Source organism: Pseudoalteromonas sp. S1608 (assembly GCF_005887265.1).
Classification (GTDB): Bacteria; Pseudomonadota; Gammaproteobacteria; order Enterobacterales; family Alteromonadaceae; genus Pseudoalteromonas; species Pseudoalteromonas undina.
This window is the reverse complement of sequence record NZ_PNDK01000030.1, coordinates 17,486-40,499: the sequence shown is the minus strand read 5'-3', so window position 1 is coordinate 40,499 and position 23,014 is coordinate 17,486. Positions and strand designations below refer to the sequence as shown.

General features: G+C 41.6%; 26 protein-coding genes. 18 read left to right on the top strand and 8 right to left on the bottom strand.

Annotated elements, in window-relative coordinates; genetic code table 11:
• Positions 1-238: 238 nt before the first annotated feature.
• On the top strand, positions 239-1,624 hold the full coding sequence (gene radA, locus CWB75_RS12945; RefSeq protein ID WP_008110304.1) for a DNA repair protein RadA: 1,386 nt from the start codon (positions 239-241) through the stop codon (positions 1,622-1,624).
• Positions 1,625-1,709: 85 nt separating this feature from the next.
• On the top strand, positions 1,710-2,642 hold the full coding sequence (locus CWB75_RS12940; RefSeq protein WP_138570864.1) for an aq_1923 C-terminal domain: 933 nt from the start codon (positions 1,710-1,712) through the stop codon (positions 2,640-2,642).
• A gap of 113 nt (positions 2,643-2,755) precedes the next feature.
• Here the strand turns inward: CWB75_RS12940 and serA are convergent, their stop codons facing one another.
• From serA to metK, 5 genes are all read right to left on the bottom strand, one after another.
• The gene (serA, locus tag CWB75_RS12935; protein WP_010387720.1) at positions 2,756-3,985 is read right to left on the bottom strand and encodes a phosphoglycerate dehydrogenase; all 1,230 of its coding nucleotides are present in this window, start codon (positions 3,983-3,985) and stop codon (positions 2,756-2,758) included.
• Positions 3,986-3,994: 9 nt separating this feature from the next.
• Positions 3,995-4,648 (bottom strand): ribose-5-phosphate isomerase RpiA, encoded by a 654-nt coding sequence (gene rpiA, locus CWB75_RS12930; protein ID WP_054201803.1) that lies wholly within the window; start codon positions 4,646-4,648, stop codon positions 3,995-3,997.
• Positions 4,649-4,700: 52 nt separating this feature from the next.
• Positions 4,701-5,297, bottom strand: a complete 597-nt coding sequence (locus tag CWB75_RS12925; protein WP_138570863.1) for a 5-formyltetrahydrofolate cyclo-ligase — start codon at positions 5,295-5,297, stop codon at positions 4,701-4,703.
• Between the two features lie 18 nt (positions 5,298-5,315).
• The gene (locus tag CWB75_RS12920) at positions 5,316-5,861 is read right to left on the bottom strand and encodes a hypothetical protein (protein ID WP_075169738.1); all 546 of its coding nucleotides are present in this window, start codon (positions 5,859-5,861) and stop codon (positions 5,316-5,318) included.
• A gap of 138 nt (positions 5,862-5,999) precedes the next feature.
• Positions 6,000-7,151 (bottom strand): methionine adenosyltransferase, encoded by a 1,152-nt coding sequence (gene metK, locus CWB75_RS12915; protein WP_008110316.1) that lies wholly within the window; start codon positions 7,149-7,151, stop codon positions 6,000-6,002.
• A 265-nt stretch (positions 7,152-7,416) separates the two neighbouring features.
• Here metK and tkt point away from each other — a divergent pair, with 265 nt between their 5' ends.
• From tkt to CWB75_RS12890, 5 genes are all read left to right on the top strand, one after another.
• Complete coding sequence (tkt, locus tag CWB75_RS12910) at positions 7,417-9,408, top strand: transketolase (protein WP_010387727.1); 1,992 nt, start codon at positions 7,417-7,419, stop codon at positions 9,406-9,408.
• A gap of 298 nt (positions 9,409-9,706) precedes the next feature.
• Positions 9,707-10,021, top strand: coding sequence for a pyrimidine/purine nucleoside phosphorylase (gene ppnP, locus CWB75_RS12905; RefSeq protein ID WP_010387728.1), 315 nt, complete (start codon positions 9,707-9,709; stop codon positions 10,019-10,021).
• A gap of 190 nt (positions 10,022-10,211) precedes the next feature.
• A complete protein-coding gene (gene hpf, locus CWB75_RS12900; protein ID WP_008110321.1) occupies positions 10,212-10,568 on the top strand; it encodes a ribosome hibernation-promoting factor, HPF/YfiA family in 357 nt (118 codons plus the stop codon).
• 142 nt (positions 10,569-10,710) lie between these two features.
• Positions 10,711-11,943, top strand: a complete 1,233-nt coding sequence (locus tag CWB75_RS12895) for an NRAMP family divalent metal transporter (protein WP_138570862.1) — start codon at positions 10,711-10,713, stop codon at positions 11,941-11,943.
• A gap of 408 nt (positions 11,944-12,351) precedes the next feature.
• Positions 12,352-12,552, top strand: a complete 201-nt coding sequence (locus tag CWB75_RS12890; RefSeq protein WP_138570861.1) for a hypothetical protein — start codon at positions 12,352-12,354, stop codon at positions 12,550-12,552.
• Between the two features lie 416 nt (positions 12,553-12,968).
• On the opposite strand, the gene CWB75_RS12885 is transcribed toward CWB75_RS12890, so the two are convergent.
• The 3 genes from CWB75_RS12885 to CWB75_RS12875 are packed head-to-tail and all read right to left on the bottom strand — an operon-like array spanning position 12,969 to position 15,285.
• Positions 12,969-14,156 carry a vWA domain-containing protein gene (locus CWB75_RS12885; RefSeq protein WP_138570860.1) on the bottom strand — a complete coding sequence of 396 codons (1,188 nt, stop codon included), beginning with the start codon at positions 14,154-14,156 and terminating at the stop codon, positions 12,969-12,971.
• A gap of 1 nt (position 14,157) precedes the next feature.
• Positions 14,158-15,006 (bottom strand): AAA family ATPase, encoded by an 849-nt coding sequence (locus tag CWB75_RS12880; protein ID WP_054201792.1) that lies wholly within the window; start codon positions 15,004-15,006, stop codon positions 14,158-14,160.
• 54 nt (positions 15,007-15,060) lie between these two features.
• Entirely contained in the window at positions 15,061-15,285 is a 225-nt protein-coding gene (locus tag CWB75_RS12875) for a DUF1653 domain-containing protein (protein ID WP_138570859.1), read from the bottom strand.
• Positions 15,286-15,346: 61 nt separating this feature from the next.
• On the opposite strand from CWB75_RS12875, the gene CWB75_RS12870 reads away from it, so the two are divergent.
• The 11 genes from CWB75_RS12870 to rpoS all read left to right on the top strand — a co-directional run bounded on the left by CWB75_RS12870 (position 15,347) and on the right by rpoS (position 22,988).
• Positions 15,347-15,826: a DUF2947 domain-containing protein gene (locus CWB75_RS12870; protein ID WP_008464232.1), complete on the top strand. Its 480-nt coding sequence runs from the start codon at positions 15,347-15,349 to the stop codon at positions 15,824-15,826.
• 75 nt (positions 15,827-15,901) lie between these two features.
• Positions 15,902-16,534, top strand: a complete 633-nt coding sequence (locus CWB75_RS12865; protein ID WP_138570858.1) for a hypothetical protein — start codon at positions 15,902-15,904, stop codon at positions 16,532-16,534.
• Positions 16,535-16,568: 34 nt separating this feature from the next.
• Positions 16,569-16,856: a cell division protein FtsB gene (ftsB, locus tag CWB75_RS12860; protein ID WP_008110330.1), complete on the top strand. Its 288-nt coding sequence runs from the start codon at positions 16,569-16,571 to the stop codon at positions 16,854-16,856.
• Positions 16,846-17,547 carry a 2-C-methyl-D-erythritol 4-phosphate cytidylyltransferase gene (ispD, locus tag CWB75_RS12855; RefSeq protein ID WP_138570857.1) on the top strand — a complete coding sequence of 234 codons (702 nt, stop codon included), beginning with the start codon at positions 16,846-16,848 and terminating at the stop codon, positions 17,545-17,547. Before ftsB ends, ispD begins: the two co-directional genes overlap by 11 nt.
• Positions 17,544-18,026, top strand: coding sequence for a 2-C-methyl-D-erythritol 2,4-cyclodiphosphate synthase (ispF, locus tag CWB75_RS12850; RefSeq protein WP_008464226.1), 483 nt, complete (start codon positions 17,544-17,546; stop codon positions 18,024-18,026). The genes ispD and ispF overlap by 4 nt, the downstream gene beginning before the upstream one ends.
• Complete coding sequence (gene truD, locus CWB75_RS12845) at positions 18,023-19,072, top strand: tRNA pseudouridine(13) synthase TruD (RefSeq protein ID WP_138570856.1); 1,050 nt, start codon at positions 18,023-18,025, stop codon at positions 19,070-19,072. The genes ispF and truD overlap by 4 nt, the downstream gene beginning before the upstream one ends.
• Positions 19,053-19,817, top strand: coding sequence for a 5'/3'-nucleotidase SurE (gene surE / locus CWB75_RS12840; RefSeq protein ID WP_054201786.1), 765 nt, complete (start codon positions 19,053-19,055; stop codon positions 19,815-19,817). Before truD ends, surE begins: the two co-directional genes overlap by 20 nt.
• On the top strand, positions 19,807-20,445 hold the full coding sequence (locus CWB75_RS12835) for a protein-L-isoaspartate(D-aspartate) O-methyltransferase (RefSeq protein ID WP_138570855.1): 639 nt from the start codon (positions 19,807-19,809) through the stop codon (positions 20,443-20,445). Before surE ends, CWB75_RS12835 begins: the two co-directional genes overlap by 11 nt.
• A gap of 9 nt (positions 20,446-20,454) precedes the next feature.
• A complete protein-coding gene (locus CWB75_RS12830; RefSeq protein WP_109874227.1) occupies positions 20,455-21,033 on the top strand; it encodes a YqaA family protein in 579 nt (192 codons plus the stop codon).
• Positions 21,034-21,074: 41 nt separating this feature from the next.
• The gene (locus CWB75_RS12825) at positions 21,075-21,899 is read left to right on the top strand and encodes a peptidoglycan DD-metalloendopeptidase family protein (protein WP_138570854.1); all 825 of its coding nucleotides are present in this window, start codon (positions 21,075-21,077) and stop codon (positions 21,897-21,899) included.
• 117 nt (positions 21,900-22,016) lie between these two features.
• On the top strand, positions 22,017-22,988 hold the full coding sequence (gene rpoS / locus CWB75_RS12820) for an RNA polymerase sigma factor RpoS (RefSeq protein WP_054201960.1): 972 nt from the start codon (positions 22,017-22,019) through the stop codon (positions 22,986-22,988).
• The last annotated feature ends 26 nt before the right edge of the window (positions 22,989-23,014 follow it).

Sequence of the window (23,014 nt, the reverse complement as noted above, 5' to 3'; positions counted from 1 at the left end):
AGTTCAGGTTATTTATTGTTATTTTCTAATAGCCAATTAATTGGCAAGGGTTAATTAGTTTTTTAAAGCAAGAAACATGCCCTAAAGTAGGTTAAGTGAAACTACATTAGTATAGCGTATTTGGTGATACTAAATGCGCTGATCCACAAGACGTTGTTGCTAAGGTAGAGCCAGCAATGGCAAAATAAGCGCTTAACACTGTGTATTTCAAAATAAAGAATAGTAGGTAAGGTTTTAAATGGCTAAAGCGGCAAAAGTAGAGTTTGTTTGTACAGAATGTGGCATGAACTATCAACGTTGGCAAGGCCAGTGTCGCTGTGGCGCATGGAACACTTTAGCAGAGTTTAAACCCTCTGCAGGGCAAAACAAAAAGGTAGCTGCTCGTGCCAGTGTAGGTGGTTATGCCGGTGGCATTGGCGGTGGTTCTAAAAAAATTAATGATGTAGCAACCGCTGAGGCTGAAAAGCAGCTTACTGAAATTGGCGAACTTGACCGTGTGCTAAGCGGCGGTGTAACCACCGGCTCGGTTAATATTATTTCTGGCGATCCGGGGGCGGGTAAAACAACACTACTATCTGATTTGGTGGCAAGAATGTCTCAGCGTATGCCATCACTTTACTGTACTGCGGAGGAGTCTCTATCGCAGTTTAAAAACAGGGTTAATCGGTTAAAACTAAATTACAACGAAGATGAACTCTATTTACTGTCAGAAACCAGTGTTGAAACCATTATTGAAGAGCTGGATAAAAACAAAATTAAGTTTGCCGTTATCGACTCTATTCAAGCTGTTGTCACCGATACCGCTAATGGCAGCCCAGGTTCACCTTCTCAGGTAAAAAGTGCAGCTCAGGCATTAACTCAATATTGTAAGCAAAACGACGTGACTATGTTTATTATTGCTCACGTAAATAAGAATAATGAAATAGCCGGCCCGCAAACCTTAGTACACATAGTTGATGCACTGTTACATATTGATACCAACGATGGTCAAGTGCGCACCCTGCGCGCTAATAAAAATCGCTTTGGTGATATAGACACCGTCGGCATTTTTAAAATGTGTGAACGCGGTATGCTCAGTGTGGATAACCCCAGTGAAATTTTCTTATCGGGCTCAACCACTGAATCACCGGGGTCGACAATTACCTGTATCCGTAAAGGAAATCGTAATTTATTACTCGAAATTCAGTGTTTAACCACTGAAACCGAAGCAGAGTTTCCACAGCGAGTATGTGTTGGTTTAAATATGAACCGGATCAAAATGCTCACCGGTATTTTACGTAAGCACACCAAAACAAAAATATTCCACGATACGTTTTTTAATATTGTCGGTGGTTTAAAAATTGATGAATCAGAAACCTGTATTGACTTAGCGCTTGTTACTGCACTTTTGAGTAGTTTAAACGAATTTGTTGTTCCACGAACCACCTGTATTATGGGGGAGTTAAGTTTAAATGGTGATGTACGCCCAATCGACAGTGGTGTGCCCCGTGTTAAAGAAGCGGCGCAACATGGGTTTACTGAAATATTTATCCCATTTCGTAACTACCATAAATCAATGGAAGGGCTGGGTGCCAAAATAACGCCGGTTAAAACCGTGCACGAGCTACTTAGTTTAATTAATTAGCAAACAAAAAGTGCTTAACGACTTATGTTCTCAATGTTAGTCTTGTTTAAAGCCACTTATGTAAAGAGTTTAATAAGGAAATAACATGAAAAAATTAGTGATTGCAGCCGCGATTATTGCTGCAGGTGTGGGTGGCGTAAGCTATGCAAACTATGTAGCAACCCAAGAGGTACGCGCTGAGGTTGATAAGCAGTTGGCTTTGGTTAGCGAACAAACAGGTGCCAGCTTTAACTATGCAGAGCTATCGGCGAGTGTTATTTCAAATAGTGTTGCCATTAGTAATATAGAAGTGACCAGCCCTGAGGGTGAAAATATTGCCACAGTTGAGCATGTGGAAGTGACAGGTTACGAAACCGATAAAATATCGCCACATACTGCTTTTACACTGAAGAACTTCCAATTTGATAAAAGCTTTGTCGCTACACTGCCTGCAGATACTAATGCACAACTTGCCTCGGCCAGCTATGATTTACACTCATCATTAGATTACGATGAGCAATCAGGTAACAGCGATATAGTTGTTAAACTGCACGCCAACGATATTGCCAGCATTGATATGAATATGGGTCTGGCTAATTCTAAAGCGCTTATGGATGCTTCGCTTGAAATAAGCAAAGCTCAGCAAACAGCAGGTGATACACCGCTTACTTATGAGCAAGAGTTGCAACAGCAAACACTTATTATGCAAGCAATGAGCAAGTTAGAGCCACGCACTATGAGTGTAATGCTCGATAACCAAGGTGAGTTAAGTACTTTGCTAGAAAGTGAATTAGCCAAACAAGGTATGACACTAGAGCAGATGCAAATGATGCTAGCTCAACAGTTACAGCAAGCGCCGGTAACCGAAAAAATAGCGCAAGCATTAACTGACTTTGCTAAAGGTCTAAATTCGCTTAGCGTCTCAGCTAAACTGCCTGAAGGTAAAACCATGATGGAAGTAAATCAGCAGCTAATGATGTTAGCAGGGCAACCCGAAGAGCTGGTTAAATTTATAAATTTAGAAGTAAAAGGCAAATAATAGAATAAGTTGCCAGCTTCCAGTTTAATGTAAAAAAGCCGTACTTGATTACTCAAGTACGGCTTTTATTATTTTAGCTGATAGCTGATAGCTGATAGCTGATAGCTGATTACTTAGTGAAGAATACGGGCTCTAATTGTGCCTTCAACTGCACTAAGTTCTTTTAGTGCTACTTCAGATTGAACGGTGTCTACGTCAATAACCACGTAACCAATTGCTTCGTCCGTTTGTAAGTACTGTGCGGCAATATTAATACCGTGCTGAGCAAACGCTTGGTTAATTTGCGTTAACACGCCAGGGCGGTTGTGGTGCACGTGTAACAAGCGACTACGGTTAGCAAGTTCTGGCAATGATACTTCAGGGAAGTTAACTGCTGTAATAGTTGAGCCATTATCTGAGTACTTAGCGAGTTTACCTGCTACTTCAATACCAATATTCTCTTGTGCTTCTTGAGTAGAACCCCCAATGTGCGGCGTTAAAATAACGTTGTCGAATTCACGTAGTGGCGAAATAAACTCTTCATCGTTTGATTTAGGCTCAACTGGGAATACATCAATGGCTGCACCGCTAAGCTTCTTCTCTGTTAGTGCTTCAGCTAGGGCATCAATGTCAACCACAGTACCGCGAGAAGCATTAATTAAAATAGCGCCTTGCTTCATCACGGCAAGCTCTGCTGTTCCAATCAAGTTTTTAGTTTGCGGTGTCTCTGGAACATGTAAGCTAATAATATCAGCGCGTTGCAACAGCTGCGTTAAGTTATGTACTTGTGTAGCATTACCTAAAGATAGTTTGTCTTCAATGTCGTAATACTCCACGTTCATACCAATATTTTCAGCCATAATACCCAGCTGAGTACCAATGTGGCCGTAACCAATAATACCTAAGGTTTTGCCGCGTGCTTCAAACGAGCCATTAGCTGTTTTTAACCAGCCGCCACGATGGGCAGCGGCATTACGCTGTGGAATACCACGTAATAACAGCAATATTTCACCAAGTACAAGCTCAGCCACAGAGCGAGTATTTGAAAACGGTGCATTAAAAACCGCAATACCGCGCTCACGCGCTGCGTTTAAATCTACTTGGTTTGTGCCAATACAAAAACAACCTACAGCAACTAGCTTTTCAGCTGCGTTTAATACAGATTCGTTAATATGAGTACGAGAACGAAGCCCTACAAAGTGCACATCTTTAATGCGCTCTATAAGTTCGTCCTCTGGCAACGATGTTTTAACGTAGTCGATATTGCTATAACCGTTACGTTTTAGCGTTTCAACAGCGCTTTGGTGAACACCTTCAAGCAAGAGAATTTTAATTTTGTCTTTTGCTAACGATACCTTACTCATAACCATATCCTATTTAATTTGTGGCCCATTTTTAGTGCCGATAATTACTTTATCAGCACCGCGCTCTGCAAATAGGCCGTTGGTGACTACGCCAACAATTTGATTTATTTGTGTTTCAAGCTGTTTAGCATGGGTAATTTTTAAATTATGTACGTCTAAAATAACGTTGCCGTTATCGGTTAAAACACCATGGCGATACACAGGATCACCGCCAAGTTTTAATAATTCGCGGGCAACATAGCTGCGCGCCATCGGAATAACTTCAACCGGCAGTGGGAAGTCTCCTAAGGTATCGACTAGTTTTGTATCATCAACAATGCATACAAACTGTTTTGCTACAGCTGCCACTATTTTTTCGCGGGTAAGCGCCGCACCGCCGCCTTTGATCATTTCATTTAAGGCGTTAATTTCATCTGCGCCATCAACGTATACATCAAGTGCTGCTACATCGTTAAGCTCAAACACTTCTATGCCAAGCTCTTTTAAGCGCGCTGTAGATGCTTCTGAACTTGATACTGCACCAACGATGGTGTCTTTAACTGTGCCTAGGGCATCAATAAAGTGATTAACGGTTGAGCCTGTACCTACACCTACTATGGTGTTTTCTTTTACAAACTCGAGTGCAGCCCACGCAGCTGCTTTTTTTAATTCATCTTGTGTCATTGTTGTCTGCTCATTGGTGTCAAAATAGGCTGTTAGTTTACAAGATTAGTTGTTACCAACAGTAGGTTTTATCGGGTGTTATGATCGTTTTTAGTGGTACATCCCACGATTCAATCGGTAACTCATCGACTTGTTGGCACGCATGTGCGAGGCCAATAAGTTGCGGTTGTTGCCAGTGTTGTTCGTATAAACGTGCCAATGTTCTATCGTAAAACCCACCTCCCATTCCAAGGCGATTACCAAATTTATCAAATGCCACTAATGGCATTAAAACGTAATCAAGCTCAGGTAAGGGGCATATTTGAGAGCAGTTCAACTTAGGCTCCAAGATACCATAGCGATTTGCTCTCATGGGTGAGTTTTTTTCATAGCGTTGAAATAGTAAATTAGCCCCATTAAATGGATGAATTACTGGCAAGTAAATAGCCTGGTCAGTGTTCCATAATTCATTAATTAACAATGAGGTATCTAATTCGCCATCATTACTTAAATAAAGCGCGATATGACTTTTTTTGGCCGAATTTATGCTTTTTAAATGTTGAATAAAATTCACTTTAAGCGATTCGGCGGCTAATTCTTGCTGGTTTTTTGATAGGTTATTACGTGCTTTACGAATATCGTGTCTTATTTGTGCGCGATTATTACTCATTAAATAACTTAACCGTAATTAAAAAGAGAATAAATTAGGAAATAATAAGTACATAGCAAGTACAATAAGCAATATTACGGCTGTAGAAATCAGCGAATATAAAACAAGGTTGCCGCGTTTTTTGGGCTCAGTAGAGAGAGGCTCATCAAGCATTAAATCGTCATCTTCCCATACTTCATTATTTTCATCAGGTAATGATAATTCAACTTCAGGGAGGCGTTGCTCAATATCTTCTAGTTTTTCTTCAAGGCGAATTAGGCTACTGGTAATGTAATCTAGGGCGTCAAATAAGCGCTGATCTCGCTGGCTGTCGTAAGCTGTTTGAGGTGCCGTTTGTGTAGCCGCAGCTTGCTGAAGTTTGCTTTTAATCCCCAGCGTTGAAAGTAACTTAGCTTGCTTGAGTGCTTTATCTTTGGGGCAAGGGGCAAATAACGGTTTGCCATCAAAAAAAGCAGCCACTTTTTCTGGCGAGGTTTTCAGCTTTTCTGTCAGTGCAGTGGTCACTGCTTGGCTGTCTGCACCTTCTGCAAGTCCTACAAATATAACACGAAAATTGTCGGCCATTTTTTATCCCTAATACGCTTTATTGTATAAGCAGAGTATATACCTAAAATGTTAAACAGTTCGAGACTGTTTTACGACTAACTTAGTACACATAGCAAAACGGCCCTAAAAAGGGCCGTTTAATATTAGCTAAGTGGCTTATAGACCAGCTGCTGCGCGAAGTGCGTCTGCTTTATCTGTGCGTTCCCATGGGAATTCGTCACGACCAAAGTGGCCATAAGCCGCTGTTGGAAGATAAATAGGGCGCTCAAGGTCAAGCATTTGAATTAGACCGTAAGGGCGTAAGTCAAAGTGTTCACGAATAAGTTCAATTAAACGCGCTTCTTCTAATTTACCTGTGCCAAATGTTTCAACACTGATAGAAGTAGGCTCTGCAACACCAATAGCGTAAGACACTTGAAGTTCACACTTATCAGCAAGGCCTGCAGCAACAATGTTTTTAGCAACGTAACGTGCAGCATAAGCCGCTGAGCGGTCAACTTTTGATGGATCTTTACCAGAGAAAGCACCACCACCGTGACGAGCCATACCACCGTATGTATCTACAATGATTTTACGACCAGTTAAACCACAGTCACCCATTGGGCCACCAATAACAAAACGACCTGTTGGGTTAATGAAAAACTTAGTTGCGCTAGTAATAAGCTCAGCAGGAAGTACTGGCTTAATAATTGTTTCCATTACCGCTTCTACTAAGTCATTTTGTGATACATCTTCGCTGTGCTGAGTAGAAAGTACAACGGCATCAATACCTACTGGCTTGCCATTTTCGTATGCAAATGTAACTTGTGATTTTGCATCTGGACGTAACCAGTTAAGCTCGCCGCTTTTACGAACCTCAGCTTGGCGCTGTACTAAACGGTGAGAATAAGTAATTGGAGCAGGCATTAATACTTCAGTTTCGTTACATGCGTAACCAAACATTAAGCCTTGGTCGCCAGCGCCTTGCTCTTCAGGGCTTGTACGGTCAACACCTTGGTTAATGTCTGGAGACTGTTTACCAATAGTGTTTAAAATTGCACACGAATCGGCATCAAAGCCCATATCTGAGTGTGTGTAACCAATTTCACGTACTGTTTTACGTGTAATTTCTTCGATATCAACCCATGCGCTAGTCGTGATTTCACCACCAACCATAACCATACCGGTTTTAACGTAAGTTTCACACGCTACACGGGCATGAGAGTCTTGCTCTAGGATAGCATCAAGTACCGCATCAGAAATTTGATCGGCGATTTTATCCGGATGACCTTCAGAAACAGATTCAGAAGTAAATAAATGTTTTGCCATTGTAATTATGCTCACAAATATTGCGCTTCACAAACGTCGGTATTAGCGCTAAAAAATTAAGGCGCGTATTTTATCTAAAACAAGCGAACTTGCATAGTTTTTTTACGCCTAGACGTCTAAATAAAATATATAATAGTAAATGGTTCTTAAAAAATATTCATAATGTCCTATTTTTATGGGTTTTTAATTGCACACAGCCCCTACAATAAGTAAGAATGGAGGTATATAAATACCCGCGCAAATACATATAAAGGTAGGAGAATTCATGCCATCTCGCAAAGAACTTGCAAATGCTATTCGCGTCTTGTCAATGGACGCAGTACAAAAGGCCAAATCTGGTCACCCTGGAGCCCCTATGGGCATGGCTGATATCGCAGAAGTATTATGGCGCGATTATCTAAAACATAACCCAACAAATCCAGAGTGGGCTGACCGAGATCGATTTATACTCTCAAATGGTCACGGTTCAATGCTAATTTATTCTCTACTGCATTTAAGTGGTTATGATTTACCACTGGACGAAATTAAAAACTTCCGCCAAATGCACTCTAAAACGCCAGGCCACCCAGAATATGGATATGCACCAGGAATCGAGACTACTACGGGTCCATTAGGTCAAGGGATCACAAATGCCGTAGGTATGGCAATTGCTGAAAAAGCATTAGCCGCTCAATTTAACCGTGAAGGCCATGACATTGTTGATCACCACACTTACGCATTTATGGGTGATGGTTGTTTAATGGAAGGTATTTCTCATGAAGCCTGTTCGCTTGCTGGCACATTAGGCCTAGGCAAGTTAGTGGCATTTTGGGATGACAACGGCATTTCAATCGACGGTGAAGTTGAAGGCTGGTTTAGCGATGACACACCAGCACGTTTTAAAGCATACGGCTGGCATGTAATTAGCGACGTTGATGGCCACGATAGCGATGCTGTAAGTGCTGCAATTAGCGAAGCAAAAAGCGTGACTGACAAACCAACGCTAATTTGTTGTAAAACAGTAATTGGATATGGCTCACCTAATAAATCAGGTAGCCACGACTGTCATGGCGCACCATTAGGTGATGACGAAATTAAAGCATCTCGCGAGTTCTTAGGTTGGACGGGTGATGCATTTGAAATCCCTGCTGACATTTATGCACAGTGGGATAACAAAGAAAAAGGCCAACAGCTTGAAGCAAGCTGGGACGAAAAATTTGCCGCATACGAGCAAGCATTCCCAGAGCTAGCAGCAGAATACAAACGCCGTACAAATTCAGATTTACCTGCTGATTGGGCTGAAAAGTCACAAGCGTATATTGAGCAGTTACAAGCAAACCCAGCAAACCCAGCATCACGTAAAGCATCGCAAAATGCATTAAACGCGTTTGGTCCGTTACTACCTGAGTTTATGGGTGGCTCTGCCGATTTAGCAGGTTCAAACTTAACAATTTGGGATGGCTCTAAAGGCTTAACGGCAGACGATGCAAGTGGTAACTACGTTTACTACGGTGTGCGTGAGTTTGGTATGTCGGCAATTATGAATGGTATTGCACTTCATAAAGGCTTTATCCCTTACGGTGCAACGTTCTTAATGTTTATGGAATACGCACGTAACGCGGTTCGTATGGCTGCATTAATGAAGCAACCAAGCATTTTTGTATACACGCACGATTCAATTGGTTTAGGTGAAGATGGTCCAACTCACCAACCAGTAGAGCAAATTGCCAGCATGCGTTTAACGCCTAACCTTTACAACTGGCGCCCATGTGACCAAGTTGAGTCGGCAATTGCATGGCAACAAGCTATTGAACGTAAAGACGGCCCTACATCATTAATCTTTACTCGCCAAGGCTTAGAGCAACAAGCACGTGATGCACAGCAATTAAGCGACGTTAAAAAGGGTGGTTACATCCTAAGTTGTGACGGCAACCCAGAGCTTATTCTTATTGCTACCGGCTCTGAAGTACAACTAGCGCAAGACTCTGCTAAAGAGCTACGTGCGCAGGGTAAAAAGGTACGTGTTGTATCTATGCCGTGTACTGATGCGTTTGAAGATCAATCGCCTGAGTACAAAGAAAGCGTATTACCAGCAAGCGTTTCACGTCGCGTAGCGATTGAAGCGGGTATTGCTGATTACTGGTACAAGTACGTAGGTCTAAATGGCGCCGTAGTCGGTATGACCACCTTTGGTGAGTCGGCACCAGCTAACGAGCTATTTGAATTCTTCGGCTTCACCGTAGAAAACATCGTTAATAAAGCAAACGCATTGTTTTAAGCGACTGCTTTAACATTTAAAAGCCCGTCCTGTGTATAGCAGGGCGGGCTTTTTTATGAGTTGTACTTTTATCACCTCTCTAAAGCGCAGCGTCTCATCGCCCTCTTTATGCATAAATTACTAAAAGATCTGTTCGAAACTCGCAGCCCGTTGCTCGAAGCATATCTCTCTATAAAGTCGTTCATTTTTAATCTTTTGGCTTCTAAATGAGTAATTTTCACAGCACTTAACTTGCAAGGTTTTTGTGTATCAGGCACTGTGGAGGTAACAAAATTATAAATTAATAACAGGAGTTAACATGCCAAAGTTCGATAACGTTAGTGTGGTTAAAAAAGCCAATGTATATTTTGATGGCAAAGTATCAAGCCGAACTGTGCTTTTAGGAAATGGTGAAGCGAAAACCTTGGGTTTTATGCAACCCGGTGAATTTGAGTTTAATACTAACCAAAAAGAGTGTATGGAGTTGTTAGCAGGGCAGTGGGATGTGTTATTACCAGGTGAAAGCGAGTGGAAAACATTTAATGCGGGTGAGTCATTTAATGTTGATGCTAATGTCAGCTTCCATGTAAAAGTAAGTGATTTTGCTGATTATTGCTGTTCATACACAGATTAATTACATAAATGGTTAAATTATCAGCACCTCTGAAAGGCCGCTATCACGCGGCTTTTTGCATACTTAATGCTAAATGAATGATCTAAATCAGGTGGGGTAATAAATAATTGCTAAATTTAGCTATTTTCTCTTGTGTTAATTCGTTTAGCCCCCAATACTAACTGTGAGGTAACATAAAAAAGGATACCCTATGAAAATTAATCTTTCTGGTCACCATGTTGACGTTACTGATTCTATTAAAGAACACATTAACGAAAAGTTTTCTAAAATTGAGAGTCATTTTCCATCATTGATAGCGCTCGATATTATTCTTTCAAAAGAGCATCACAAGTTCCAAGCAGAAATTAGTACAAATTATGAAGGTGCGCGAATATCAGTTAAAGGGGAAAACGAGGTTATGTACCCAGCCATTTCTAGCGCAGCTAAAAAACTCGATGCTGCACTAAAGCATCGTAAAGGGCAAATAAAAGCGAACTTACATGAAAAGCCTGTAAGTACCACACCTGAAATAGCACACGAAATCATCCAAGAGATGGATTTAAATTAATAACTAACAATGTGTTATTTTTAAAAAGAGCCTAAGGGCTCTTTTTTATTGCCTGTAAATTAGGTAAGTTATGCACTCACACAGTTTATTAATGATAAAAATTAATAATAAAAGCACATAACACACCAAATTTGAGAAGTTAATGCAGTACACACAAAGCACATGGAAGTCTCGGTTAGGGGCGCTCGGCCCGGGTATTTTAATGGCCACCGCTGCCATTGGTGGCTCACACTTAGTTGCATCGACCCAAGCTGGCGCATTATTTGGCTGGCAGCTATTTTGGCTTATTGTGGTGGTTAACGTTTTAAAGTACCCGTTTTTTCGTTTTGGTATGGAGTACACACTCGCTACTAAAAATAGTTTAGTCGAAGGGTATAAAAGCCAAGGGCCTGGCTATTTTTACAGTTTTATTGCCCTCAATATTATTGCCGCTGTGGTAAATACCGCGGGCGTATTGTTGCTTACTGCGAGCTTATTACACTACGCATTACCTATTAGTATTCCTGTTACCTTATTGTGCTGGTTAATATTGGCTGCATGTTTAATTATATTATTACTAGGGCACTTTAAAGCGCTCGATAACGTTGCAAAAGCTATTATGGGGCTACTTACTATAGCAACCATAACCGCATTAGTTATTGCTATAAATAACGGCCCTGTAGCTCCTGTAAACTATGTTGGCCCCTCACCATATGAACTTGCCATGTTAGGCTTTATGGTTGCCTTAATGGGCTGGATGCCAGCGCCTATTGAAATTTCGGCTCTGAGCTCGTTGTGGCTTAAAGAAAAACAAGCTCAGCAAAGTGTGACTAAAAGCCAAGGCTTATTCGACTTTAATGTAGGTTATTGGTTAACCGCCGGGCTTGCGCTGGTATTTTTTAGTTTAGGTGCGTTAGTGCAATATGGGCAAAGCAGTAATATAGAGCTTGGCGGTGTAGCCTTTGCTAAACAGCTGATTGATATGTATGCACTTACTATTGGCGAGTGGGCAAGGCCTTTGGTATCTGCCATCGCGTTTTTGTGTATGTTTGGCACCACACTCACCGTGCTTGACGGTTACGCCCGCACACTTAACGAATCGCATAAACTTCTTGGTTTTAAGCAATCAAAACACAGCTTAAATACGTGGCTTATATTACAAGCATTGGCCGGTATGGCGGTGATCTTATTTTTTAAATCAGCTCTTGGGCCCATGCTTACCTTTGCCATGACGCTTGCGTTTGTAACCACACCGGTTTTTGCATGGCTTAACTTCAGCCTAGTGCGCTCAGAATCAGCTATTAAGCACAGCCTACTTTTGCGTAGCTTAACCTGGTTAGGCTTGGTGTACTTGGTTGGTTTTGCTGTGGCGTTTGTAGTGTGGAAGTTGATGTGATTTTATATTCGAGGTTCGAGGTTCGAGGTTCGGGGTAAATTACCTCTATAGTTCTTCGTCAAGAGGGTTAACTATCGACATACTGCAGAGCACCCATAGTCATTAGCGAGCAACATATGTTATTCAAATTGAACCTTAGTGAGAAAAACAACCGAAGGTTATTTTAAGCAATAAATTAGGTGTGTGCTAAAGCTGGTTGAATCAGGTAAGCGATCTTATACAAGTATTGCCACCGTCTATTTATGACAAAAAGTGGACGACTGGCATGTTGTTATGACAATCAAGTTTTGAAATAGTTTGAAAACCTGCGAATGCCTGCTTAACTGTGAGTAGTCCTATTGGCAATTAATAAATGATTTAGTAGTTAGGTTGTGGCTTTAACATTATGACTTTAAGGGGAGTATTAAAATGGCAAAGTATGAAGAACATACAAGCTCACTAAGCGCAATGGCTCCTTATATGATTGTAGGAGCAATTATCGGTTCAATTATCGGTTTTGTAGGTAGTATATTTTTCGACTTTTTACCTTTTAGTATACCGGGTGGTATCGCGATTGGTATCGGTATTGGCTTGGCTATTGGCTCACCGAGTGACTCTGATATTAAGTAAATGCCAATGCCAATGTAAAATCTAAAATAAGATTCATGGCGGACTGCCTATACAACTAAACTCTACTCGTTGTTTCATATAGAAGATAAGAAGTACCATTATTGTAAATAATTTTCCATTCTTCATGAACTGTTAAACTCCTAACATCGATGCGTTTTGTATATATGACTATTTAGCAAAAAGCCACTCATTATAAGGAAATCAAAAAACTAAATTTTTTTACATGAATAATATTGCTAACTTTTAGCAATGGCAATTTGCTGTTTTTTCTTTATTTTTTAACCTTGTATCAACGCGCGTTCCAACTCTGCAGTGGTAGAATATGTTCTTGCGATTAACAGAAACTACTTTTAATGGGCTTTTAGATTTTACTATGCTCAACCTTACCTATGTAAAAATAACTGCCTATAGCACTGTTAACTCAGCTCTTTTATAGCTCTACTTATCCCATCTAAACTCAGCGCATACATGCGGTTGTTCATTAGCTGCTTTATAAAGTCAATTGATTGATAATACGGCCAGTGTTCAACGGGTTGTGGGTTGAGCCACGCGACTTTATCAAAGTGGTTAGTGATTCGTGCCAACCATGCACTGCCGGGTTCTTCATTCCAATGCTCTACTGAGCCGCCAGGGTAGGCAATTTCATATGGGCCCATAGTGGCATCACCGACAAATATAACTTTGTAGTCGCTGGTAAACTTGTTGATCAGCGTCATGGTATCAATAACGTTTGAGTGGCGGCGTTGGTTATCTTGCCACACGTGTTCGTATAAACAGTTATGGAAGTAGTAAAACTCTAAATGTTTAAACTCGCTGTGGGCGGCGCTAAATAACTCCTCACAGGTATGAATGTAGTCATCCATTGAACCGCCAATATCAAACAACATCAATACTTTTACCGCGTTGTGGCGCTCGGGGGCCATTTTTACATCGAGCATGCCGCCTTGTTTGGCGGTCGCGCGTATGGTTTCGTTTAAATCAAGGGTGTCACTTGCGCCAGTACGAGCAAATTTGCGTAGTTTTTTAAGTGCCAGCTTTATGGTACGAGAGCCAATTTCACGGTCGGAATCTAAGTTTTTGTATTCGCGCTTATCCCACACTTTTACTGCTTGGCGATTACGGTTGCCGTCTTGACCAATACGCACACCCTCAGGGTTATAGCCGTATGCACCAAAAGGCGAGGTGCCGCCTGTACCTACCCACTTATTGCCGCCAGCGTGGCGTTTTTGCTGTTCTTCTAGGCGCTCTTTTAGGGTTTTCATTAGCTCGTCGAGCCCGCCCATGGCTTTTAGTTGGGCTTTTTCTTCATCACTTAGGTGCTTTTCAAACTCTTTACGCAACCAATCTTCAGGTAAATTGTGTTGCTGTTTTAAGCTCTCGAGCAGGTCTAAGTCGGCAATACCGCTAAAGTAATCGCTAAAGGCTTTATCGAACCGGTCAAAATGGGTTTCGTCCTTTACCATAATAGTGCGCGCTAAATGATAAAACGCGTCTACATCAGCAAATATAACGCCTTGTTTTAAAGCGTTAATTAAATCGAGTAGCTCTCTTAGGCTCACTGGTAAGCGGTATTCTCGTAATTTGAAGAAAAACTGTACCAACATGTTAGCGACGGCTCATAAACGCAAGTTTTTCGATTAGGCTTATGTCTTGCTCGTTTTTAAGCAGCGCACCAAACATCGGCATTAAACCGCCTTTTTGCGCTTTGTCGTGCAGGATTTTTGCGTCTATATCTTCAGCCATTAATAGTTTTAACCAATCCAGTAACTCGCTGGTGGATGGCTTCTTTTTAAGGCCATTGGCTTCGCGTAAGTTAAAAAATACTTCTAGCGCTTGGCGAACTAAATCTTGTTTAACATGCGGGTAGTGCACATCAATAATTTGCTGCATTTCGTCGCTATTTGGAAAATCAATATAATGGAAAAAACAGCGACGTAAAAACGCATCAGGCAGCTCTTTTTCATTGTTTGATGTGATGATCACAATAGGGCGCTCTTTAGCCACAATGCGCTCACCGGTTTCGTATACATGAAATTCCATTTTATCGAGTTCGAGCAGTAAATCGTTTGGAAACTCAATATCGGCTTTGTCTATTTCGTCAATAAGCAGTACTGGGCGTTTGCCGTTTAATTCAGCGTACATGAAGGCTTGCCACAGCTTACCTTTAACTATGTAGTTGCTAATATTGTGAACGCGCTCATCACCTAGCTGGCTGTCGCGCAAACGCGATACCGCATCGTACTCGTACAAACCTTGCTGCGCTTTAGTGGTTGATTTTATATGCCACTGAATAAGCTCAGTATCTAAACTTTTCGCTAACTCTTCAGCCAGCATGGTTTTACCTGTGCCAGGCTCGCCTTTAATTAAAAGCGGTTTTTGCAGCATAATAGCGGCATTTACTGCCTGTTTTAATGCTGAGCTTGCGATGTAATTATCAGTAGAATTAAATTGCACGGGTTATCCTTTATCTGGTCTGAGCAGTAATTATTATGCGTTATAATGCCATAGTTAATCGGCTTCACCAAGGTAGGCAAAACGGGCGATAGTTTTACCGTCTTTTTCTACGGTTTCAGTAAACATACTTAGTGGGCGTGCCCATATGCCGTATTCACCGTATAAGGCTTGGTAAATAACCAACTGCTCGTTGGTTTCGCTGTGGATCGCCACATGCATAACTTTATATTGTGGGCCTTTGTAGTGTTGATATAAACCCAGTTTTAGTGCTGTAGTCATAGTCTGTTATCTTGTATAATTTGCCTTCGCTTTTTATTATGCCAAAGAATACAGCAATACTATGAATTATATTTCTCTTGATGATTACAAAAAAGCCTGGGTATTTCGCCACAAAGATATTCCGGTTTCAGATATTGATGCAGCCAATATCAAACCCATGACCAGCGAGCGTGCCGCCGTACTGTGGACAACCATGGTGAGTCGCGAACATGATCATCCAGACTTTTTTGATAAAACCGATTGGTGCGCGCAAGAGCAAAACTTTAGCCAAGAAATTAATTGGGAAGATGCGTGGGAAAGCGAAGAACCCCAATTTCCAGATGCTATTTTGAACCACTTAGATTGGCAGGCTAATACCACAGTGTATTTTTGCATGGCACGCGACAATATTATCGAAACGACATTTGATGTGTTTAAACGTAACTGGCAAAACTTTATGTTTTTGGCTGATGGCAGCTTATTAATAGGTAAAAAGCGCAGCACTATGGTGCAATTTTTAGAATCAGGTATCGCAAAATTAGGTGAAAAGCCAAGCGCTTAAATTACTACAAGTGCTTAAAAACTGTGCATTACTGTGTTATAAAACAGTATTAAAATGTTTTTTTGAGTACAGCGATTGGTTACTAAAAATAAGCAGTTTAACACAAGCCAGCAAGTTGAAATGTGGCAAACTGATGCACAAAAAGTGCTTTACGCACAATTATGCAATGCTTTTTATCAGCGTGAAGTTCAGCGCTTAGTGGCTGAACCTAATGGTGACCGTTTACGCAGGCAATTAAAAAGCCTGCCTTATTATATTGAACGTGCCGCAACACGTGTAGCGAATGCACCATTGCCTTTTACGCTTGATGCGCAAAATGGAGGCTGGCTTGAAAAACAAAAACCAATACCGCCAGAGGCTAATCTTTCAGCGAATGAACTTTTTTATCAAGCGCATGCCAAAGTAGGGCTGATAATTCCGGTATTATTACAAAATCACGGTCAAATTCGGGTTAGAATAGACAGCATTGATCAAGTAGCTGATACGCAACTGCATTGTAATGAACTTGGCTGGTTTGATTTTTTAGGCCAAGGACTTGAGCAGCAAAGTGCACAATTGCTTAAACCCAGTAAAACGAGCCTTGCAGCGGGGTGTTGTGGCCACCAGTGGCAGTTTTCAAAGCGCAGCACACCACGGGTTTTGTCATTACGGGAAATGTTACTAGCTGCCAATATTAATTGGCGTAATGTTAAGCGGCCGCTAGCATAAGTAGATAATTAAAAATTAAAATAAGGAGTGTTTAATGCGATTTTTTCAATTTGGCTTGTTGTGCTTAGCACTTTTTATCCAGTATCGCCTTTGGTTTGGTCATAATGGGGTGCAAGACTACACCCGTTTAAAAAATGCGGTGGCATCGCATCAACAAACTAACGAAAAACTAATAAAGCGTAATAAAGTATTAAAAGCGGATATAGAAGATTTAAAGCTCGGCCACGAAGGCATTGAAGAGCGTGCCCGCAACGAATTAGGAATGATTAAACCGGACGAAACCTTTATTCGTGTTTTACCGGCTCAACACCATGACAAATAAACAAACTATTGCTGCTATTGTTCCTGCCGCAGGTGTTGGCAGTCGAATGCAACACACAACACCAAAGCAATATATTTCCTTAGCAGGGAAAACCATTTTAGAGCATACGCTCGCTAAGTTATCGCAGTTACCGCAGTTAAATTCTGTAGTGGTGGCACTGAGCGAAACCGACCCCTACTTTGACGACCTTACGCTAGCTGACCCTCGCATTGTGCGTGCTATTGGCGGTAAAGAGCGCGCAGATTCAGTGTTAAACAGTTTATTATTTTTAGCCGCTAACCCACCTACTTGGGTTTTGGTGCACGACGCAGCAAGACCTTTAGTGGATATTGCTGATATAGAGCGCTTGATAGCACAGTGTATGCAGGCTAATGAAGGCGGCATTTTAGCCAGCAAAGTAAAAGACACTATAAAACGGGGGCAAAGCCATGCACAGCAAACAGTGCCTCGTGATGATTTATGGCAAGCGCTTACCCCGCAACTGTTTAAATACGACGAGCTTAAAACGGCATTGCAAAATGCGCTTGACAGCGGTGCAACCATTACTGATGAAGCCAGTGCAATGGAGTGGGCAAATAAGCCGGTAAAGCTGGTAGCAGGGCGTAGTGATAATATTAAAATCACCACCCCAGAAGATTTAGATTTAGCAGGCTTTTTACTGCAAAAACAAAATAATGAGAGTGCAAAATGATACGAATAGGCCATGGTTTTGACGTGCATAAATTTGGAGGCCAAGGGCCTTTAACTATCTGCGGCGAAAAAATTGATTATCCACAAGGCTTTTTAGCACACTCAGATGGTGATGTAGCTATTCATGCCTTATGTGACGCTATTTTAGGATCATTAGCGCTGGGCGATATTGGTAAGCACTTTCCGGATACGGCCAGTGAATATGAAAATATTGATAGCCGTATTTTACTTCGCCATGTAGTGAACCTTGCTAAGCAACAAGGTTATGTATTGGGCAATGCGGATGTCACTATTGTGGCACAAGCACCAAAAATGCTGCCGCACATTCAAGCGATGCGTGGCAACCTTGCCAGTGATTTAAATGCCGAGCTTTCACAGGTAAATGTAAAAGCTACCACTACCGAAAAACTCGGTTTTGAGGGGCGTAAAGAAGGCATTTCAAGCCATGCCGTGGTCATTATGAGCAAACAAAACGCATGAGCGAATTAAATTATTTATATGGCGCGCCGCTTTCCAAAGCCGACTTTAAAACCACCGCAGAAGACTTTATGGTTGATGAAGATCTCGGTATAGAGTTTACCGGCAGTGGTGAACACGTGTGTTTGCAAGTGGTTAAAAAGGGTGAAAACACCCAATATGTTGCCAAGCTGATTGCACAAAAAGCGGGTGTATCGCCACGTGATGTAAGCTATGCCGGTATGAAAGACCGCCATGGAGTATGCTCGCAGTGGTTTAGCGTAAAAGTACCGATTAAAAAGCATATTGATTTTACTGAGCTGAACAGTGAAAGCGTGTTTGTGTTATCGGAGCAGCGCCATGAGCGAAAATTGCGCACCGGTTGCCATAAAGGAAATAGGTTTACTATTACCTTACGCAATGTAACCGAGCCGCTTGATATTTTATGCCGTATAAACGCGGTACGCGCAGGAGTGCCTAATTATTTTGGTGAACAGCGCTTTGGTCGTGATGGGCACAACCTAGTGATGGCCGAAAAAATGTTTGCCGGTGAGCGTATTCGCGATAAAAAGCTGCGAGGCATTATTATTTCTGCTGCGCGTTCACATGTGTTTAATCAAATTGTTAGTTTACGCGTGGCTGAGCATGGCCTTGCTAAAACCATGCACCGCGAAGTATTTATGCTAAGTGGCAGTAATGCATTTTTTGAAGATGCGATAAGTGATGAAAATATTGCACGGCTTGCCTCTGGCGATATTATGATGTCGGCGCCCATGGTGGGCAAAAGTGAAAAAGGCTTAACCGAACAAGAAAAAACATGGTTGGCACCGTATCAAGCATGGTGTGATGGCTTAGGGGATTTAGGGCTTAAAAACGAGCGTAGAATGCTGCGTTTAATACCCCAAGAGCTAAGCATAGAAACACTTGATGAACGCACATTAAAACTCAGCTTTGGTTTATCCAAAGGCTGTTTTGCAACTGCTTTACTGCGCGAACTGGTTAATTATACTGACGCCAGCCCACGCGAGCGAAAAGAAAAGGATACCGCAGATGAAGATTCTATTAAGTAATGATGATGGTGTTAATGCCAAAGGTATTGCTGTTTTATATCAAGCATTAATACAAATCGCTGAGGTAACGCTGGTTGCTCCAGATAGAAATTGTAGTGGTGCTAGTAATTCACTAACGTTAATGAACCCGCTGCGTGCCACAACGCTCGACAACGGCTTTATGTCGGTAAACGGTACACCCACTGATTGTGTGCATTTAGGTGTTAATCAATTAGTGGATGAAAAACCCGATTTGGTTGTTGCTGGTATTAATCATGGCGGTAATTTAGGCGATGATACACTTTACTCTGGAACGGTGGCTGCGGCGACTGAAGGCCGTCATTTAGGCTTACCAGCAATTGCGGTATCTTTGTGCTCTCATCATGGTGAGCATTTTGAAACAGCGGCAGCCGTTACTGTAAACATTATTAAAGGACTTGCCTCGCATCCGTTGCCGAAAGATCAGATCATTAATATTAATGTTCCCGATATTCCGCTCTCTGAGCTCAAAGGCGTTCAGGTAACTCGTTTAGGAGCTCGTCACAAAGCAGAAACTATGACCAAGCAAACCGATCCATGGGGACGCGATATTTTTTGGTATGGATCGCTAGGGCTTGAAAGCGACGCCGGTGAAGGTACTGACTTTTATGCGGTTAATAATGGCTATGCATCAGTGACCCCGTTAAGCGTTGATATGACCGCCAAAGACAGTATTAAAGCCGTGGGAGAGTGGTTAGCCGAGTTGGAGATTAACCGTGCTGGCTAATTATACTCGCAGTGCACAAGCGCTTTCAGACTTATTACAGCGAGATGGCGTAGAAGATAAAGAGGTTTTAAAAGCAATAGCGCAAATTCCTCGGCATATTTTTATTGATGATGTACTCAAACACAAAGCGTATCAAAATACCGCGCTACCTATTGGACAAGGGCAAACTATTTCTCAGCCTTATATTGTTGCGCGCATGACCGAGCTAATGCGATTAGCCGGTGTGCAACATAAGGTGTTAGAAATAGGCACCGGGTCGGGCTATCAAACTGCGGTTTTAGCTAAAACCTTTGATAAGGTATATTCGGTAGAGCGTATTAAAGCTTTGCAATGGCAAGCTAAACGCCGATTACACCAGCTCGATTTGTACAATGTCACCATGAAACATGGCGATGGTTGGCAAGGCTGGCAGTCACAAGCGCCATTTGATGGCATTATCGTGACCGCTGCGGCAACCACCATTCCCCCCGAGTTACTCGCACAACTTGCAGATGGAGGCGTATTACTGGCCCCTATTGGTGAGGCAGAACAAAATTTAACCATGGTTATTCGCCAAGGCGATAGCTTTACAAAGCATGTAATTGCGCCAGTAAGATTTGTACCTTTAGTCCCTGGTGATATTGAATAGGAATTCATTTTGAAGTTGTTTACCAAGTTATACGATATGGCGCTAGTGTGGGCTAAACACCGCCACGCAGAACGTTATTTAGCAGGAATGAGCTTTGCCGAATCGGTTTTTTTCCCGGTCCCGCCCGATGTAATGTTAGCGCCGATGTCGCTAGCGCAACCAAGTAAGGCATGGCGATTTGCAAGCTTTGCTACGGTTGCTTCTGTGCTTGGCGGCGTGCTGGGTTACTTACTTGGATTTTGGTTGTTTGAACCGGTTGTAGAGCCCTTTATTGCGCAAATGCAATGGCAAGATAAATTTAATACGGCGCTTGCATGGTTCAAAAATTACGGTGTTTGGGTGGTATTTATAGCGGGGTTTTCGCCTATTCCTTATAAAGTATTTACCATTGGCGCTGGTGTATTACAAATGGCGTTTTTACCTTTTATTATTGCCTCAGGTATTGGGCGTGGCGCGCGTTTCTTTTTAGTATCTGCTTTAATGAAATGGGGCGGAGTTAAAATGGAACAAAAATTACGCCAATATATTGAAGTACTTGGCTGGGCAGTGGTTGCTTTAATTGCTGTTGCGTACCTATTGTTGCGATAATCGCCATAATATAATGATATTAAAACAGAGGGCAAAACACATTGAATAAACAAATACGCTGTTATGTTGCTTTATTTATTAGTGTTTTGCTTTGTGCATGCTCGTCTCGCCATGTTCCCGCTCCTGTAAGTAGTTTAAATAATAATATTAATGACTATCCTTCACGGATTAATATTAACGGTGGTAAGTACACGGTACAAAAAGGCGATACACTTTATTCGATTGCTTTTAGTGCTGGAAAAGATTTCAGAGAACTTGCAAAAAATAATTCAATTCCATCACCTTACACTATTGTTCCTGGTCAGGTTGTATCCCTTTTAGAACCAAGTAGGTCAAGGGTTACACAAAAAAAGTATAAAAAGAAAGCTGTTAAAAAGCCATCCCATTTACAAAAAAGTAACAGAAAATTAAAGAAAGAGCTTGATAAGCCGAAAAAACGTAGGTATGTTCAAAAACAAGCTAACCAAAAAATTAGTCAGTCTCAAGGTTCTTCAACTAAAAAGTTGAGTTGGTTTTGGCCTGCTAAAGGTAAAATAACAAAACGCTTTTCTAACAAGGAAAATGGTTATAAAGGCCTACAGATTGCTAATAGAAAGGGTACTGCCGTACTCGCCGCTGCAAAAGGAACAGTAGTTTACGCGGGTAGTGCACTTAGAGGTTACGGTAATTTAATTATATTGAAACATAATGATGATTACCTAAGTGCTTATGCACATAACTCAACGTTACTTGTGAAAGAAAAGCAAATAGTGAAGGCGGGACAAAAAATAGCAGAAATTGGTAATTCAGAGTCTTCAGTAACGGCACTTCGTTTTGAAATTCGTTATCGAGGAAAAGCTGTTAACCCTGCTAAGTACCTACCCTGAACTGAAGGTGTTGATTGACTGTTCTGGAGAAGGCTCATGGCTAATACAGCAAAAGCTAATAAAACGACTACAGACCTTAATCATAAAGTTATTGATAGCTTGCTCAGGAGAAGTCTTATGGCTGATGTAGCAAAAGCTGAGAAAACCCCCACTGATGATAAGTTTGACGACTCTAAAATAGAGGAGACAACGAAGTTACTTGATGACGTGGAAGATGAAGATGTATTTGTAAAAGAAGAAGTCACTAAAAACCTCGACGCCACCCAATTATACTTAGGCGAGATTGGTTTTTCCCCTCTATTAAGTGCAGAAGAAGAAGTGTTTTTTGCACGAAAATCGCTTAAAGGCTGCGAAGCCTCCCGAAAACGCATGATCGAAAGTAACTTACGCTTAGTTGTGAAAATTGCGCGTAGGTACAACAATCGTGGGCTTGCTCTACTTGATTTAATTGAAGAAGGTAATCTAGGGCTGATCCGAGCTGTTGAAAAGTTTGATCCTGAACGTGGTTTTCGATTTTCTACTTATGCCACATGGTGGATACGCCAAACCATTGAACGGGCAATAATGAATCAAACCCGTACAATTCGTTTGCCTATTCATGTTGTTAAAGAGCTTAACGTTTATTTACGTACAGCACGTGAGCTAACTCAAAAGCTTGATCATGAGCCAACCGCAGAAGAAATTGCAGAAAGCTTAGACAGACCGGTCGAAGATGTAACAAAAATGCTTCGCCTAAACGAAAAAATAGCTTCTGTAGATATGCCTATTGGTGGCGAAAATGACAGTGCGTTGTTAGATGTGATTGCCGACGAAAAAAATGTCGGTCCTGAAGGTGAAGTGCAAAACAATGATATGAATACGCATATTATTGACTGGTTAGGTGAATTGAACCCTAAGCAGCGCGAAGTACTGGCACGCCGGTTTGGTTTACTCGGTTATGAGCCTTCAACACTTGAAGATGTGGGCCGTGAAATTGGGTTAACCCGTGAGCGAGTTCGCCAAATACAGGTTGAGGCGCTACGTCGTTTAAAAGATATCTTGCAGCAAGAAGGATTAAGTACCGAAAGCTTATTTGAACAGTTCGCTTAATCTAAACACACAAAAAAATAAATACA

Coding starts and splice junctions, on each gene's coding strand:
- CWB75_RS12870 (WP_008464232.1), top strand. CDS start 15,347: ATGAATTATATTTCTCTTGATGATTACAAAAAAGCCTGGGTATTTCGC.
- CWB75_RS12925 (WP_138570863.1), bottom strand. CDS start 5,297: ATGAGTAATAATCGCGCACAAATAAGACACGATATTCGTAAAGCACGT.
- CWB75_RS12885 (WP_138570860.1), bottom strand. CDS start 14,156: ATGTTGGTACAGTTTTTCTTCAAATTACGAGAATACCGCTTACCAGTG.
- tkt (WP_010387727.1), top strand. CDS start 7,417: ATGCCATCTCGCAAAGAACTTGCAAATGCTATTCGCGTCTTGTCAATG.
- CWB75_RS12890 (WP_138570861.1), top strand. CDS start 12,352: ATGGCAAAGTATGAAGAACATACAAGCTCACTAAGCGCAATGGCTCCT.
- ispF (WP_008464226.1), top strand. CDS start 17,544: ATGATACGAATAGGCCATGGTTTTGACGTGCATAAATTTGGAGGCCAA.
- CWB75_RS12875 (WP_138570859.1), bottom strand. CDS start 15,285: ATGACTACAGCACTAAAACTGGGTTTATATCAACACTACAAAGGCCCA.
- ppnP (WP_010387728.1), top strand. CDS start 9,707: ATGCCAAAGTTCGATAACGTTAGTGTGGTTAAAAAAGCCAATGTATAT.
- surE (WP_054201786.1), top strand. CDS start 19,053: ATGAAGATTCTATTAAGTAATGATGATGGTGTTAATGCCAAAGGTATT.
- metK (WP_008110316.1), bottom strand. CDS start 7,151: ATGGCAAAACATTTATTTACTTCTGAATCTGTTTCTGAAGGTCATCCG.
- radA (WP_008110304.1), top strand. CDS start 239: ATGGCTAAAGCGGCAAAAGTAGAGTTTGTTTGTACAGAATGTGGCATG.
- ftsB (WP_008110330.1), top strand. CDS start 16,569: ATGCGATTTTTTCAATTTGGCTTGTTGTGCTTAGCACTTTTTATCCAG.
- truD (WP_138570856.1), top strand. CDS start 18,023: ATGAGCGAATTAAATTATTTATATGGCGCGCCGCTTTCCAAAGCCGAC.
- hpf (WP_008110321.1), top strand. CDS start 10,212: ATGAAAATTAATCTTTCTGGTCACCATGTTGACGTTACTGATTCTATT.
- CWB75_RS12895 (WP_138570862.1), top strand. CDS start 10,711: ATGCAGTACACACAAAGCACATGGAAGTCTCGGTTAGGGGCGCTCGGC.
- ispD (WP_138570857.1), top strand. CDS start 16,846: ATGACAAATAAACAAACTATTGCTGCTATTGTTCCTGCCGCAGGTGTT.
- CWB75_RS12920 (WP_075169738.1), bottom strand. CDS start 5,861: ATGGCCGACAATTTTCGTGTTATATTTGTAGGACTTGCAGAAGGTGCA.
- serA (WP_010387720.1), bottom strand. CDS start 3,985: ATGAGTAAGGTATCGTTAGCAAAAGACAAAATTAAAATTCTCTTGCTT.
- rpiA (WP_054201803.1), bottom strand. CDS start 4,648: ATGACACAAGATGAATTAAAAAAAGCAGCTGCGTGGGCTGCACTCGAG.
- CWB75_RS12940 (WP_138570864.1), top strand. CDS start 1,710: ATGAAAAAATTAGTGATTGCAGCCGCGATTATTGCTGCAGGTGTGGGT.
- rpoS (WP_054201960.1), top strand. CDS start 22,017: ATGGCTGATGTAGCAAAAGCTGAGAAAACCCCCACTGATGATAAGTTT.